At 62.9% G+C, this 13,507-nt stretch carries 10 protein-coding genes; 8 read left to right on the top strand and 2 right to left on the bottom strand.

Annotation, left to right across the window (positions count from 1 at the left end):
• From EN824_RS35265 to EN824_RS18380, 6 genes are all read left to right on the top strand, one after another.
• Positions 1-2,514: type I secretion C-terminal target domain-containing protein (locus EN824_RS35265; RefSeq protein WP_189522195.1), on the top strand; the 2,514-nt coding region annotated here is incomplete at its 5' end.
• A gap of 72 nt (positions 2,515-2,586) precedes the next feature.
• Positions 2,587-2,955, top strand: coding sequence for a hypothetical protein (locus tag EN824_RS18400; RefSeq protein ID WP_127279953.1), 369 nt, complete (start codon positions 2,587-2,589; stop codon positions 2,953-2,955).
• Positions 2,956-2,984: 29 nt separating this feature from the next.
• Positions 2,985-4,184, top strand: a complete 1,200-nt coding sequence (locus tag EN824_RS18395) for a penicillin-binding protein activator (RefSeq protein WP_127279954.1) — start codon at positions 2,985-2,987, stop codon at positions 4,182-4,184.
• 49 nt (positions 4,185-4,233) lie between these two features.
• Positions 4,234-4,893, top strand: coding sequence for a thermonuclease family protein (locus EN824_RS18390; protein ID WP_245512077.1), 660 nt, complete (start codon positions 4,234-4,236; stop codon positions 4,891-4,893).
• Positions 4,894-5,038: 145 nt separating this feature from the next.
• On the top strand, positions 5,039-5,794 hold the full coding sequence (locus EN824_RS18385; protein ID WP_127279607.1) for a GGDEF domain-containing protein: 756 nt from the start codon (positions 5,039-5,041) through the stop codon (positions 5,792-5,794).
• Between the two features lie 134 nt (positions 5,795-5,928).
• The gene (locus tag EN824_RS18380; protein WP_189343688.1) at positions 5,929-6,801 is read left to right on the top strand and encodes a phytanoyl-CoA dioxygenase family protein; all 873 of its coding nucleotides are present in this window, start codon (positions 5,929-5,931) and stop codon (positions 6,799-6,801) included.
• Positions 6,802-6,890: 89 nt separating this feature from the next.
• Here EN824_RS18380 and EN824_RS18375 read toward each other — a convergent pair whose 3' ends face one another.
• Entirely contained in the window at positions 6,891-7,739 is an 849-nt protein-coding gene (locus tag EN824_RS18375) for a LysR family transcriptional regulator (RefSeq protein WP_135932598.1), read from the bottom strand.
• A 125-nt stretch (positions 7,740-7,864) separates the two neighbouring features.
• Between EN824_RS18375 and EN824_RS18370 the strand changes: the two genes are divergently transcribed.
• Positions 7,865-9,130 carry an ABC transporter substrate-binding protein gene (locus EN824_RS18370; RefSeq protein WP_335930836.1) on the top strand — a complete coding sequence of 422 codons (1,266 nt, stop codon included), beginning with the start codon at positions 7,865-7,867 and terminating at the stop codon, positions 9,128-9,130.
• The gene (locus tag EN824_RS36665; RefSeq protein WP_335930835.1) at positions 9,106-9,501 is read left to right on the top strand and encodes a hypothetical protein; all 396 of its coding nucleotides are present in this window, start codon (positions 9,106-9,108) and stop codon (positions 9,499-9,501) included. The genes EN824_RS18370 and EN824_RS36665 overlap by 25 nt, the downstream gene beginning before the upstream one ends.
• Before the next feature lie 453 nt (positions 9,502-9,954).
• On the opposite strand, the gene smc is transcribed toward EN824_RS36665, so the two are convergent.
• Positions 9,955-13,413 (bottom strand): chromosome segregation protein SMC, encoded by a 3,459-nt coding sequence (smc, locus tag EN824_RS18365; RefSeq protein ID WP_135865361.1) that lies wholly within the window; start codon positions 13,411-13,413, stop codon positions 9,955-9,957.
• Between the last annotated feature and the right edge of the window lie 94 nt (positions 13,414-13,507).

Here is a 13,507-nt window from a genome sequence, read left to right as displayed (position 1 = left end):
ATCAACGGCATCGACGCCATCCATATCGACCTGGTCGCATCGTCGCTGCCAATCCTGGCTGGCACCAACGGCTCGGCGACAGTCAATGTGACGCTGCTCGACAATTTCCCGCATCCCGACGCGGGTGGAGAGAATGTCATCAACCTGACCGGCATCAATGTGGTCGCTACCGATTCGGACGGAGACCAGGCGAGCGCGACGGTTCAGGTCAATGTTACTGACGACGTGCCGACGCTAGGCTCCTTCACTTCCGCCACGATCCCCAACGAAATCGGCACCGTAAATGGTACGTTCAACGTCAGCTTCGGGGCCGATGGCCACTCCACTAACAATGCGTTCGACATCACCGGGCCGGTCATCGATGGAATCCATTACACCGAAACCGATCTTGGTGATGGAACGACACGGCTTCTCGCCGAGGACTCAAACGGCACGGATATCTTCGCGCTGACCGTCAAGGCCGATGCGACCTATACCTTTGAGCTGATCACACCCGGCGCGGCGACCACAGAACAGATTTCGTTCGCTCAACTTGGTGCTGGAGGCCCCGGTTTCCGCGAACTGGCCGATGATCCAAATACTCCGGTCAATGAATTGGGTCGGGTCGAATTTCAAAGCAACGGCAACGGAGTCAACGCCAGCAACCAGGGTTTCGGCGTCAGCAATCAATGGACCGACTACGGCGAATGGTTCGAGATGGAGTTCCACAAGCCCGGAGTCGCTGGCAACGATGCCGCGAGCTCCAATCCAGACCTTCTTGAATCCGTTACCATAAACATCCAGCAGATTCAGCAGGGCCCTGTAACAATACGATGGACCGCAACAAATCCAGTAAACGGGGATACAGAAACCCACGACATCACTGTATCCTCAACAGGTCCTCTAACCATCGATCCGACGATTCAATTCAGCGTCCTCAAGATCGAAAATATAGACACTGTAGGAACAGGAAGTTTGCGTATCGGGACGGATGTCAGCGTTTCGCATACCATTCTGCCTCCCGATCAAAGTCTAGATTTCCACATCGTCGCCCGTGATGGTGACGGCGACCTCTCGTCAAGCTCCACCCTCAGCATCAACGTTGAAACAGCTGGGACTGGCGGCAATTTCACGCTTACCGGTACGGCCGGCAACGATGTGATCGCCGCAAGCACGCATACCGACACAATGACAGGAGGAGCCGGCGCCGACACGTTCGTGATCGGGTCGGGTGAATCGACACCCGTCATCGGCGGATCAGGCAATGCAGGCACGATCACCGGATATGACATCATCACCGACTTCGTCGCCGGCACCGACAAGTTGACACTGCCCGGCAGTCTGGTGGCCGCCACCGCGGGCAACGTCAATGGCGGGGACTCCACGTTGACGATCGGCGGTGACACGGTTCAGTCCCATTCGGTCACGAACGGCATCGCCAGTTTCTTTGGAACCGACACCTTTACCGCGCCATTGGCGGTCACGTCCGCCGCAAGCCTGGCGGCGGTTGTCCAGTATCTTAACGCCACAGACATCGGCGACGCCGGGGCGACGCTCGCCTTCACGGCAACGATCTCAGGGGTAAACCACACCTACGTCTATACCCAGACAACCACGAATGCCGGCGTGGGAGCACTGGTCGATCTCCAGGGCGTCACCATATCGAACCTGAACAACCTCATCGGAGGCTCGGTCGACCCCATCATTCTCGACCTGAACCACAATGGGTTCGCCTTCTCCGACGTCAGCCACGGTGTCCAGTTCGACATGAACGGCGATGGCACCAAGGAACAGCTCGCCTGGAACACATCCCATGACGGCATGCTGGCGGTCGACCTCAACCATGACGGCAAGATCGACGATGGCACGGAGCTGTTCACGCCGAACTTCAACGGCGGCCATTTCGACAGCGGCGCGGCAGCGCTGGCTTCGCTCGACAGCAACCATGACGGCGTCATCGACCACAACGACGCGGCGTTCAGCAGCCTGGTGATCTGGCAGGACGCCAATGCCAACGGCATCAGCGACACCGGGGAATTGTCGCACCTCGCCGACAACGGTATCGTCTCCATCAGCACGGCAGCGAACGCGGCTGTCGGCGAAATCGACGGGCAGACCGTGACCGGCAACGGCACTTTCCAGATGGCCGACGGCACGAGCGGCAACTATGTCGAGGTGGAACTCGATACATCGCTGGTTGCCTCGACGCAGCCGTCGGTGGCCATGGACGGCACTTCGGGAGCCGACACGTTCAAGATCGACAATCTCAACATCAAGGATCTGATCGTCGACTACCATGGCGACGAAGGGGATAAGATCGACCTAACGGCGCTTTTCGACAAGGCGCCGGCTGGCAACATCGCCGACTATGTGCATTACAACAGCGCGACCAGCACAGTAAGCGTCGATACCAGCGGCTCGGGCAACGCGGCAAACTTCGTGGATGTGGCCGTACTGCAGAACGCACCCGCAGCCGGTACGATCAACATCCTCTATGACGACGCAACACATACGCAGCAGCATGTCACGATTTAACACTTCTGCGCGCTTGTGCTCCCATGCTATGCATTAGCGGAACATGAAATGGCAATTTGGAGAGGGGCTTACATGAAAATTCGTTCAAGATCGCTGGGCACGGCCGCGGCGCTGCTCTTGGCTGGATCCACCGGCTTTGCCGCCGACATCATCGAAGGTCCGACGGCCGACTATTGCCGCACCGTTGGAACCTCCAATCTCGTGCTGACCGAAAACACGGTCGACCTCACGAAACAGGTCGTGAAGCTGATGGATGAGTCGATCGCCGTCGCCAAGAGCCCGGAATGGATCAACTCGTCGCGGCCGGTCTTCGTCTGGGCATCGGAAGCCAAGGTCGCCTGCGGCATGGCTTACGGCTACCTGAAGACGAACTACAAGGACGAAGACACGCTCAACAAGTGCGAGTGTTTTCACGACCGTATGGTCGAGTACATGAACTGACCGCAACAGCGAGAGCGCGCCGGCAGAAAATGGTATCTGACCGGCAGGTCCACAGCTTGCGAACGTGCGTGGTCGCTTGCGCGCTGGCAATGTCGTTGCTCGGCTGCCAATCGAAAGGCGCGGTGTCAGACGCGCTCGACCCCGCTGCCATCCAGGCCCCCAATCAGCCGGCTGCTGTTGCTGTCGCCAACGCAAGCATGGCAACGCAGTCTCTCGGCACCGGCCCCACAAAAGTCGCCATGCTGCTGCCCCTCTCCGCCTCCGGATCCGCAGGCGAAAACGGCAGAAAGATGCTCGACGCCGCCAAGCTCGCGATGACGGATCTCGGCAACCCGCTGCTGACGCTTACCGTCGAGGACACGAAGGGAGACGCGACCTACTCGCAGCAACTGGCGGTAAAGGCCATAACTTCGGGAGCGAAAGTGGTCATCGGTCCGACCGAACTGCCGGCGGCCCAGCATGTCGCGAAACTGTCGGGCGCAAACCGGCCGGTGGTTCTGGCTCTTGCGGACAATTTTGCCGGTGGCCCGGGCGTCTATGCGGTATGTCTCAGCGAGGCAGACAGCGCCGCTGCAGGCGCCGGCGCGATTGCGGCCAAGGGCGGCAAGAAGTTCGTCCTGCTGGTGCCGGCGGGCGCGAGTGCCGATATCGTCGAAAAGCGGGTTGCCAACAGCCTCAGCGTGTACGGAGCCGCACTTGCGATCACCATACCCTATACGAGCGCCGACAGCGCGACAAAGGCGGTGACGGACATGGGCTCGCTGGTGGACGCCCCCGATGCCGTGGTCGTCGCCAGCGGCGACAGCAATCCGTCGCCAATCCTGATCGCCCTGAAGGCAAAAGGCATTCCCGGAAAATCGACCTCGGTGGTTGGCACGAACCGCTGGCTGGAGTACCCGGCCAGTCCACTATTCGAAGGTGCCTATATCGCGACCCTCGACCAACACGAAACAGGCCCCATTTCGGATCGTTTCAAGACAACCTTCAACTACCAGGCCGACGTCAATGTCGCCTATGCCTATGACATGGTCGCCCTGACCGCGGGCATCGCGAGCGCTGCCGGACCGACCGGCTTCAACAGGCAGGTTTTCGAGAACCCGAACGGATTTCGCGGATCGACCGGCTTGTTCAGGTTCCGCGCGGATGGATCCAGCGAACGCTCGATGCCGTTTTACCGGATTGAAAAAGGTGCGCTCAAACTGGTTGCCAAATCGACGTCCAGCTTCTAGCGAATTGGGCGCGGGCGGTCCGGCGGGACAAGCGGGGCGCCTTCGCGTGATGATCGCGGTCGCAAGCCTCGAGCTTCTCGTCGGCATCCTGCTGCTGGTCAAGGCAGCGACCCTGTTCCCTGTCGAGCGGACCGTCACCGACCCGGCCCCGGACGTCAGCGACGACGTCGCGCAGCACCCGGTTCGATCGATCGTCAATTCAGCCCGCAAGATTGCCGAAGATCTCATCGCACCGCCGCAGGTCGTGGGGTCAGAAGTGGAGCGGGTGGAACCTCGCTTGCCCCTTGGCGACCTCGGCCTCGCGTCACAACCCAAGCCATCGATGCCCAGGGATTGGCGGGAAACACCGCTGTATCATCCGGTGGCCACGTCCTCGGCTGGTTTCGACTCCATGGGGCGGAAACTGTTCATCAGCGGAACCCAGAGCGTCGAAGCCGACAGGATCTGCCTGTTTCACGAGAGTGCCTGGCCTTGTGGACAGCGGGCGCGTGCGGCTTTCAACAACTGGATGCGCGGGCGGGCGCTGAATTGTTTCGTGCCTCCGTCGGTCGACCGCTTCCCTGTCGCGGCGACATGCAGGCTGGGCAAACAGGATGTCGGAGCCTGGCTCGTGTCGAATGGCTGGGCGTTGGCCTTGCCGGGCGGTATCTATGGCAAGGCCGAAGCAACAGCCAGGACGGCGGAGATGGGAATCTTCGGCTCCCCATAGGCGGCAGCAACCGGAGTCGCCGCAAAGGCCGGCATCGCCTCCAGAAAGCTGAGCGATCTATCCCGACGCCTCAAATTGTATTGTTCTTTGAAACCGAAATCCTAACTTGCCGGTCTTATGCTTGGCGATCCAACGGAGATCGATCATGTCCAACGCAGCAGCTGATGTCCCGGCCCATCACGAATGGAGGAGCGTCGGCTGGTTGGCTTTCCTTGGAACCATCGGCAGCCTTTGCGTCTCCCTGAGCCTGAACTATCTGCTGTTGTTCAGCGAGACGCTGACGCCTTTCGGGCGCGGCATGATCACCGCAACGCTTTTGCCTTTGGTGATCTGCCTGCCGCTTTTTGTGTTCATAGGCCGGAACCTGGCAGAGATCCGTCGCTACCGGCGGGAACTCAACAAAGCCGCTACCTTCGATACGCTGACCGGTTGCCTGAACGGCAGGGTCTTCACGTCGCTGATCGAGAGACGGGCAATCAGGCCGTCCGTTCCAGGCGAGCGATCGGGCGCCTTCCTGGTCATTCATCCTGAGCATCTGAACGCCATCAACTTGCGCTTCGGCCTGAGCTGGGGCGACGAAGCCTTGCGTCTCATAGCCTCAACCATCCGGTCTTGCGTGCGCTCGCAAGACGTCATCGGCCGCATAGGCGCGTCGATGTTCGGCGTGTTCCTTCCCGGAACGAGCGAGGCCGAAGCCAGGATGGTTGGCGAGCGTATCCGCGCCAGTGTCTCGCGGGTCTATTTTTCCCCTCAGGGCGCCGTGGAGATCCTGGCCGTGACCGTCGGAGGCGTGGTTTTCGAGGAGGACCTCGACTTCGAGGATATGTTCCGGCCGGCGGAACAGAGCTTGTCGGGCAAAGGCGGTTTTGAGTTGTCGCGTATTCAACGCGCTTCAGCCTGACGTCCTCCAAGACCGGTTCAGTTTGCCGCGACTTTTGCGATTATCGGGAAAGTCGATGCCAAAATCCGTGGCTTATCGCCCGCGATCCCTTCGCTACGATCCTTGGAGATCATCAGACAGGGATAGCCAAGGACATGCTGACGGACAAGCAGGCACGCGAGGCGGTGGAGCAGTACCGCGAGGAGGGATACGCGGTCGTTCGACAATTCGTCGACGGCGACGAGATGGTCCGGCTGAAGAAGGAAACGGATGCCGTCTACGCCGAAGGGCTCAAGCATCACGCTACTTTCCGGGACGGCAATCTCAACTTCCAGATCCTGCCCGAGTCGGATTTCGGCCAACGCTACGTGCTGCAGGCCTACTGGTTTTCCTGGATCAATTCCTATTTCGAGCAATTCCGGCGCAATCCCAATTACCTGAAACTGCTCGAAGGCTTGATCGGGCGTGACATCAAGCAAATCGCCCAGCAGCTGCATTGGAAGCCACCCGGGGCCAATGTCACTGGTTATCGCTTCCATCAGGATCTGCGATTCCGCAACCAGGCCGCCTTCGACAATGTCGCCGATGCGACAGTGACGACGGGCCTCGCCGTCGACCGAGCGACGCTCGACAATGGCTGCCTTCAGGTCGTGCCTGGCAGTCACAAGCTCGGCTATCTCGGCCTGTCCGACGAAGGCAAGGGCGAGTTGATGAAGGGGCTGACCGCCGAGGAAGAATTGCGCAAGGTCGGCATCGACCCGGCGACGATCGTTCCATTGGTCCTGGAGCCTGGCGACCTCGCCATGTGGGGGCTGCTTACCGTGCATGGCTCCTCGCCCAACCTGTCGCAGCACGACCGGGCCTTTGCCCTGTCCAGCTATGTGCGGGCCGACTCGACCCAACGCGGCGAGTGGGCGTTCAAGGATGGTGCCTCGGTGGCGCTCGGCAAGACGCCGGCGCTCTGCAAATACGAGAAGCTCTTCGAGGAGCCGGGACCGATGTACGACACCACCGCCTGGTGGAAATGACACCGCCGAGTTTGCCGTTGGGGGCAAGGGTGGCCTGGCGTTCGCGCCGGGCCTTTGCTGGCGCCGACTGGCGATGCCCCTGCCGCGCCTCAGGCGGTAAAATCCGCCGACAGCTCACGGATCAGGAAATCGACGAAGGCGCGGACCTTGGCGGCGATATAGGTCCGGTGTGGGTAGAGGGCATAGATTGGGCTGGAATCCGGGCGAAACTCGTCGAGCCGTACCTCCAGCCGTCCATCGCGGATTGCCGCATCGACCAGGAGGCTCGGCAGGTTGCCGATGCCGAAGCCGGCGATCGGTGCGTCAAACGGCCCGTCAGGCCCTATGAAGGGCCACGTGCCGAGCCGCTTGGCGAAATTGCTCAAGACGCAGGAATGGCTTGCCAGTTGGTCCGGATGGGTCGGTCGGCCGTTTCTGTCCCAATAATCCGGCGTGGCGCAGACATAGTTGCGGACTTCGCCCAGGCGCCGCGCAATCAGAGCGGAATCGGCCTGGCCGCCGAAACGGATGGCAACATCATAACCCTCCTCGACGATGCCGACGACGTAGCGCGCTGTCAGATCGAATTCGATGGTAGTCAGCGGGTTCTCCTCGAGGAATTTCGGCACCAGCTTGGTGATGCGCGTGTGGCCAAGGACATTGGAGCAGGAAACCCGGATCAGGCCGCGCGTCTCCTTGTGCAGGCCGCGCGTCGAATCCTGCAGTTCCGAAATCTCGTCCAGCAGGCTGCGGGCCCGCGGTGCATAGTCGCGCCCGGCTTCGGTGACGCTGAGGCGCCGGGTCGTGCGGTTGATGAGACGCACGCCAAGATCCTCTTCCAGCTCCTTGATCGTCCGGCTGACCGCCGTCGTCGACATGTTGAGATCGCGCGCCGCCGCCGAGAGGCTGCCCAGCAGGCAGACCCGGTCGAAGACCCGCATGGCCGTCAGAAGATTCATCCTGTTTCCCCCTCGCCGCATCGGCTCGGCCGCTCGCGGTTTCCAACAAAAGACCGTGCCCAGCGCTGTTGCGGCAAGGGCATTCCACCCGATTTGGACGTAAAATCAACAATGGGAGAAACGATATGACATCCAAGCCTCTTCATCCCGCGATCGACGCCTTTGCGCGGGGTGCCAAAAACGGCGCGCTCAGCCGCCGCGAATTCCTGGCGCTGGCCAGCGCCTTCGGCGCCAGCACGGCGGTCGCCTACGGGCTCATCGGCCAGCCGGTTCCGGCCCTGGCCGACGACGCGGCCCAACCCAGAAAGGGCGGAATCGTCCGCGTCGCCATGCAGGTGATGGAGATGGAGGATCCGCGCAGTTTCAAGGTTTCGCAGATGGGCAACATCGCCATGCAGTTTCTCGAGCCGCTGGTGCGCTGGAAGCCGGATTTCACCTTCGAGGCGGTGCTGCTGCAGGGCTGGGAAATCAATACGGATGCCACGGAATATGTGCTCAAGGTACGCCCTGGCGTGAAATGGTCGAATGGCGACGATTTCACCGCCGAGGACGTTGCCTTCAACGTCACGCGCTGGTGCGAGAAGGGGGCCGCCGGCAATTCGATGGCCGGCCGCATGACGTCGCTTATCGATCCCGAAACCAAGGCCGCGCGCGCCGGCGCCATCACGGTTCGTGACGACCACACCGTGGTGCTGAAACTGTCGCAACCCGACATCACCATAATTCCGGCGCTGACTGACTACCCGGCGCTGATCGTGCATCGCACGTTCAATCCGAAACAAGCAGCCCTGTCCGCCAACCCGATCTCCACGGGCCCCTTTGAACTCAAGAAGCTCAATGTCGGTGTCGCGGCCTCCGTGCGCAGGCGGCCTGACGGCTCCTGGTGGGGCGGCGAGGTGTTCCTGGATGGTATCGACTGGATCGACTACGGCACCGACTCGGCCGCCACCGTCTCCGCCTTCGAATCCGGCGAGATCGATCTGAACGGCCAGACTCAATCCTATGACGTCGTCATGCTCGACGGGCTGGGCCTGAAGAAGAGCGAGATCGTCACCGCCGCCACGATCGTCTCGCGCTGCAACGTCAACGCCAAGCCTTATGACGACAAGCGCGTGCGCAATGCCATCCAGCTTGCGGTCGACAACGAGGCGGTGCTGCAACTGGGCGCCAACGGCATGGGCATCGTGGCGCAGAACGATCACGTCGGCCCGATGCATCCCGAACATGCCGAACTGCCGCCGATCAAGCGGGATCCGGCCCGGGCGAAAGCATTGCTCGCGGAAGCCGGCCAGCTCGATTTCGAGTTCGACCTGATCTCGGTCGAAGCCGACTACCGCAAGGAAAGTTCCGACGTGGTGCCCAGCAGATGCGCGACGCCGGCTTCAAGGTGAAGCGTACCGTCATCCCGGAATCGGCGTTCTGGAACGACTGGACGAAATATCCTTTCGCCACGACCAACTGGAATGCCCGCCCGCTCGGCATCCAGACCTATGCTCTCGCCTATCAGAGCGGCTCGGCATGGAACGAGACGGGCTTCGCCGATGCCGCGTTCGATGCCAAGGTTCACAAGGCCAACGCCATCGCCGATCCGGACCAGCGTCGGGCGGTGATGAAGGAATTGCAGGTGATGTTGCAGGAGTCCGGCATCATCGTTCAGCCTTACTGGCGAAAGCTGTTCTGCCATATGAAACCCGCCTTGATGGGCTATCAGATGCATCAGGCCTACGAGCAGGATTTCACCAAGGCCTGGCTCGCCGCCTGATTGCTCATCCGACGGGGCGGTGCATTCCACGGTGCCGCCCTGCCGTTTTTTCACTGCGTGCTTCGCCTCGTGGCGACACTGTCGAGGACCGACGAGGCGCAGTTCAGGTTTCGCTTCGGACACGTCGCACAGATGCGCCCCCACGTGCCTTGCCCCGGCATGTCCGCGCGTATCCGTGGCCGCGTCGCCAGGTCCGCCGGATCGTCAGGCATACGAAGAATCCCGGTGTCTGGGTCTGTCATCGTCAAGCCGCTCCAATTGATGGCGAGAGCTTATCCTTGCCGAAATGAAGCGAAACCGGCTTTGACGGACAACAACCTTCCCTAAAAACGGGAAAATTCGCCTCGCGCACCAGCGGCAGCAGCGCGAGGGCTCGGCGCAACGGGGCGTCGCGACAAAGGAGGTCCGGATGACGGCTGAATAGAGTTCCTACGGGCCGCGGCGCTGTCAGCGTCAGCTTGCTTCGCGCATCGCCTCCGCGGCCTGCAAGTCGACGGAGACCAACTGGCTGACGCCCTGCTCGGCCATGGTCACGCCAAACAGCCGGTCCATGCGCGCCATGGTGATGGGATTGTGGGTGATGATGACGAACCGTGTCTCGGTGGTCTTGGCCATCTCGTCCATGAGATTGCAGAAGCGCTCGACATTGTGATCGTCGAGCGGCGCGTCGACTTCGTCGAGCACGCAGATCGGCGCCGGATTGGTCAGGAACACCGCAAAGATCAGCGACATCGCCGTCAGCGCCTGCTCGCCGCCCGACAGCAGCGTCATGGTCTGCGGCTTCTTGCCGGGCGGGCGGGCAAGAATCTCCAGTCCCGCCTCCAGCGGATCCTCGGATTCGATCAGTTGCAATTCGGCCGTGCCGCCACCGAACAGGTGCGAGAACAACCGCTGGAAATGGCTGTTGACCACATCGAAGGCGGCCAGCAGCCGCTCGCGGCCTTCACGGTTGAGGCTCTGGATTGCTTGCCTGAGCTTGCGGATCGCTTCGATGATGTCCTCGCGCTCCGACACGATGGTCTCCAGGCGCTCGGAAAGCTCCTTCTGCTCTTCCTCGGCGCGCAAATTGACGGCGCCGAGCCGTTCGCGCTCGATTTTCAGCCGATCCAACTGGCGTTCGATCTCGGGCATCTCGGGCATCGGATCGTCGGCTTCCAGGCCGGTGTGGCGGATGACCAGATGCGGCGGCGTGTTCAGCGTTTCCTGGATACGCGCCTCGACTTCCAGCCGGCGCTCGTCCGCCGCCGTCAGCCGTTCCTCGGCACGGGCGCGGGTTTCGCGCGCTTCGGCCAGCGACTGGATGGCTGATGTGGCGGCCTTGTCCAGTTCGGCCTGCCGGTTCTCCGCCTCCTGCAGACGGTCGGCGGCCGCCTTGCGCAAAGTCTCGGCCTCGGTGAGTTGCGACAGCAATGCACGGCGCTTGGCGTCGATCTCGTCGGGCGCATCGGCCAGCCGTTCGCGCTCGGCCTCGGCCTCCGCCTTGCGTTCGCCGAGCGAGGCGATCTGGGTCGAGGCGTTTTCAGCACGCGCCAGCCAGTTGCCGCGCTCGGCGCCGATGGCATCCAGACGCCGAGTGCGTGCCTCGGCTTCGCGCCGCAAGCCTTCATGGACGGCGCGCGCGTCGGCCAGTGCGGCGCGGTCGCGAGAGACATTGGCCGATGATTGTTCGAGCAGCAATTGCAGGTCGCCGAGATCCGGCGCGTCCTGCAACAACATCTCGGCCTCGACGAAAGCCGCCGACGTCTCCTCGTGGCTGTCGACTATGCGGGCACGCGCCTCGTCCAGCGCGGCACGGCGGCTCGACAGTTCACCGCCGGCCTTTTCGGCCTCGGCCAGCGCATTGCGGGCGGCATCCAGCCGATGCTGGGCCTCGCGTCCGGCCTGGCGCGTGGTCCGCTCCGCTTCGCTTGCCTGGCGGAGGGCCTGCTCGGCCTGTGCCAGCGCCTCCTCGGCCTGGCGCAGGACGAGCGTCGCCTGCACCGCTTCGGCATCGAGTTCGGCAAGCCGGTTCTTCTGCGCCAGCCTTTGTGCCGCGGCGGTCGGTGCATCGGCGCTGGCGGTCAGGCCGTCCCAGCGCCACAGCGCGCCCTCACGACTGACCAGGCGCTGGCCGGGAGCCAGAAGCCCCTGCAACCGGCGGCCGTCAGCGGCCTCGACGATGCCGATCTGCGCCAGCCGGCGGGCAAGCTGTGCCGGCGCGCGAACCATGCTGGCAAGGCTCCTGATCCCTTCCGGAAGCGCGGCGTCGCCGGGCTGGATTTCGCTTTCGCCCCAATGCGCCGGCGCGTTGCGGTCGAGCGGCACGTCGAGATCTTCGCCCAGGGCCGCCCCAAGAGCCGTCTCGAAGCCGCGCTCGACGCTGATCTGCTCCAGCACGGAAGGGAAGAGATCGCCGCTGGCCGCGTTCAGGATCTTGGCCAGCGTACGCGCTTCGGTCTCGATCCGCGCCAGTTCCGCCCTGGCGTCCTGGAGCGGCGGACGCGCGGCACTTTCGGCACCACGAGCGTCGATGACCGACTGCTCGGCCTGCTCCGCCGCGGCCTCCGACTCTTCCAGCAACGCCAGCGCCTGTTCGACCAGGATCTGTTTCTCGGCCGGGTCCGGCAGGCCGGCCACCTTGGCGAGGATGTCCGACAATTCGCGGTCGACATCGGCGAGTTGGCGGGCGAAGCGATCGCGCCGCTCGGCGGTTTCGCGCAAAGTGCGTTCGATCTGATGGCGCGAGGCGGCAGCCTCCGCGCGCTCGGCGGTCAGCGCGGCGAGCTTGGCTTCGCTTTGCGCAAGCGTCGAGGCGGCCTGTTCGAATGCCGCGCGGGTGGTGGCCTCGCGCTCCGCGGCACCAGCGTTTTCGGAGTTCAGCGCGGCCTCTTCCGCGCGCAGGCGCTCGAGAACGTCGGCGTTGTCGCGCACCATCCGCTCTTCGCGGGCGATGTCGCCGTCGAGCTGCTGCAACCGGCGCTCGAGTTCGGCCTGACGGGTGCGGATGCGGCCGGCTTCCTCCTCGATCTGCGACCTGGCGATCGACAGCCGCTGGAAGGCGGCTGCAGCCGCGGCTTCCGCGTCGCGCAGGTCAGGCAAGCGATGGGCGGAGATGCCCTGCTCCTTGGCCGCGTTCATCTGCGTGGCGGCGCGGTCGCCAACGAGCGCCGTGGCCGTAGCCAGCGCCGAACGCGCCTCGCCTTCCTGCGTCTTGGCCAGCGTCCAGCGCAGGTGCAAGAGCGTTGCTTCGGCCTTGCGGATGTCGGCGGACAGGTTCTTGAAGCGCGAAGCCTGGCGCGCCTGGCGCTTCAGGCTTTCGATCTGGCTTTCCAGTTCGCCGACGACGTCGTCCAGGCGTTCGAGATTCTGTTCGGCGGCCTTCAGCCTCAGTTCCGCCTCGTGGCGGCGGGTGTGCAAGCCGGAAATGCCGGCCGCCTCTTCGAGCAGGGCGCGACGGGCCTGCGGCTTGGCCTGGATCAGTTCGCCGATACGGCCTTGCCCGACCATCGAAGGCGAGCGTGCACCGGTCGACTGATCGGCGAACAGAAGCTGCACGTCCTTGGCGCGTGCTTCCTTGCCGTTGATGCGGTAGAGGGAGCCCGCCTCGCGCTCGATGCGGCGCGACACCTGCAGCTCGTCGGCATCATTGAAGGCGGATGGCGCCGAGCGGTCGCTGTTGTCGAGGAAAAGCGTGACTTCGGCGGTGTTTCGGGCGGGACGCGTGCCCGAGCCGGAAAAGATCACGTCGTCCATGCCGGACGCGCGCATGTTCTTGTAGGAGCTTTCGCCCATCACCCAGCGCAGCGCCTCGACGAGGTTCGACTTGCCGCACCCGTTCGGCCCGACAATGCCGGTCAGGCCGCGTTCGATGACGAACTCGCCGGGTTCCACGAAGGACTTGAAACCAAGAAGGCGGAGGCGCGAAAACTTCATTCACGCGCCTCATACACCGGTTCCGCAAAAGTGTACCGAAGTTTTGCGATAGGGCGCATGGCGCGCGAACAGATAGAAAGGCAAGCAGCGCCGG

It is taken from the genome of Mesorhizobium sp. M8A.F.Ca.ET.181.01.1.1, assembly GCF_004792025.1.
In the GTDB taxonomy this organism is placed as follows: Bacteria; Pseudomonadota; Alphaproteobacteria; order Rhizobiales; family Rhizobiaceae; genus Mesorhizobium.
The sequence above is the reverse complement of the archived record's forward strand: the minus strand, read 5'-3'. Positions and strand labels throughout refer to the sequence as shown.

Excerpts from the sequence above, each read along its gene's own strand:
- EN824_RS18400 (WP_127279953.1), top strand. The coding sequence starts at position 2,587 with ATGAAAATTCGTTCAAGATCGCTGGGCACGGCCGCGGCGCTGCTCTTG.
- EN824_RS18395 (WP_127279954.1), top strand. The coding sequence starts at position 2,985 with ATGGTATCTGACCGGCAGGTCCACAGCTTGCGAACGTGCGTGGTCGCT.
- EN824_RS18390 (WP_245512077.1), top strand. The coding sequence starts at position 4,234 with ATGATCGCGGTCGCAAGCCTCGAGCTTCTCGTCGGCATCCTGCTGCTG.
- EN824_RS18385 (WP_127279607.1), top strand. The coding sequence starts at position 5,039 with ATGTCCAACGCAGCAGCTGATGTCCCGGCCCATCACGAATGGAGGAGC.
- EN824_RS18380 (WP_189343688.1), top strand. The coding sequence starts at position 5,929 with ATGCTGACGGACAAGCAGGCACGCGAGGCGGTGGAGCAGTACCGCGAG.
- EN824_RS18375 (WP_135932598.1), bottom strand. The coding sequence starts at position 7,739 with ATGAATCTTCTGACGGCCATGCGGGTCTTCGACCGGGTCTGCCTGCTG.
- EN824_RS18370 (WP_335930836.1), top strand. The coding sequence starts at position 7,865 with ATGACATCCAAGCCTCTTCATCCCGCGATCGACGCCTTTGCGCGGGGT.
- EN824_RS36665 (WP_335930835.1), top strand. The coding sequence starts at position 9,106 with ATGCGCGACGCCGGCTTCAAGGTGAAGCGTACCGTCATCCCGGAATCG.
- smc (WP_135865361.1), bottom strand. The coding sequence starts at position 13,413 with ATGAAGTTTTCGCGCCTCCGCCTTCTTGGTTTCAAGTCCTTCGTGGAA.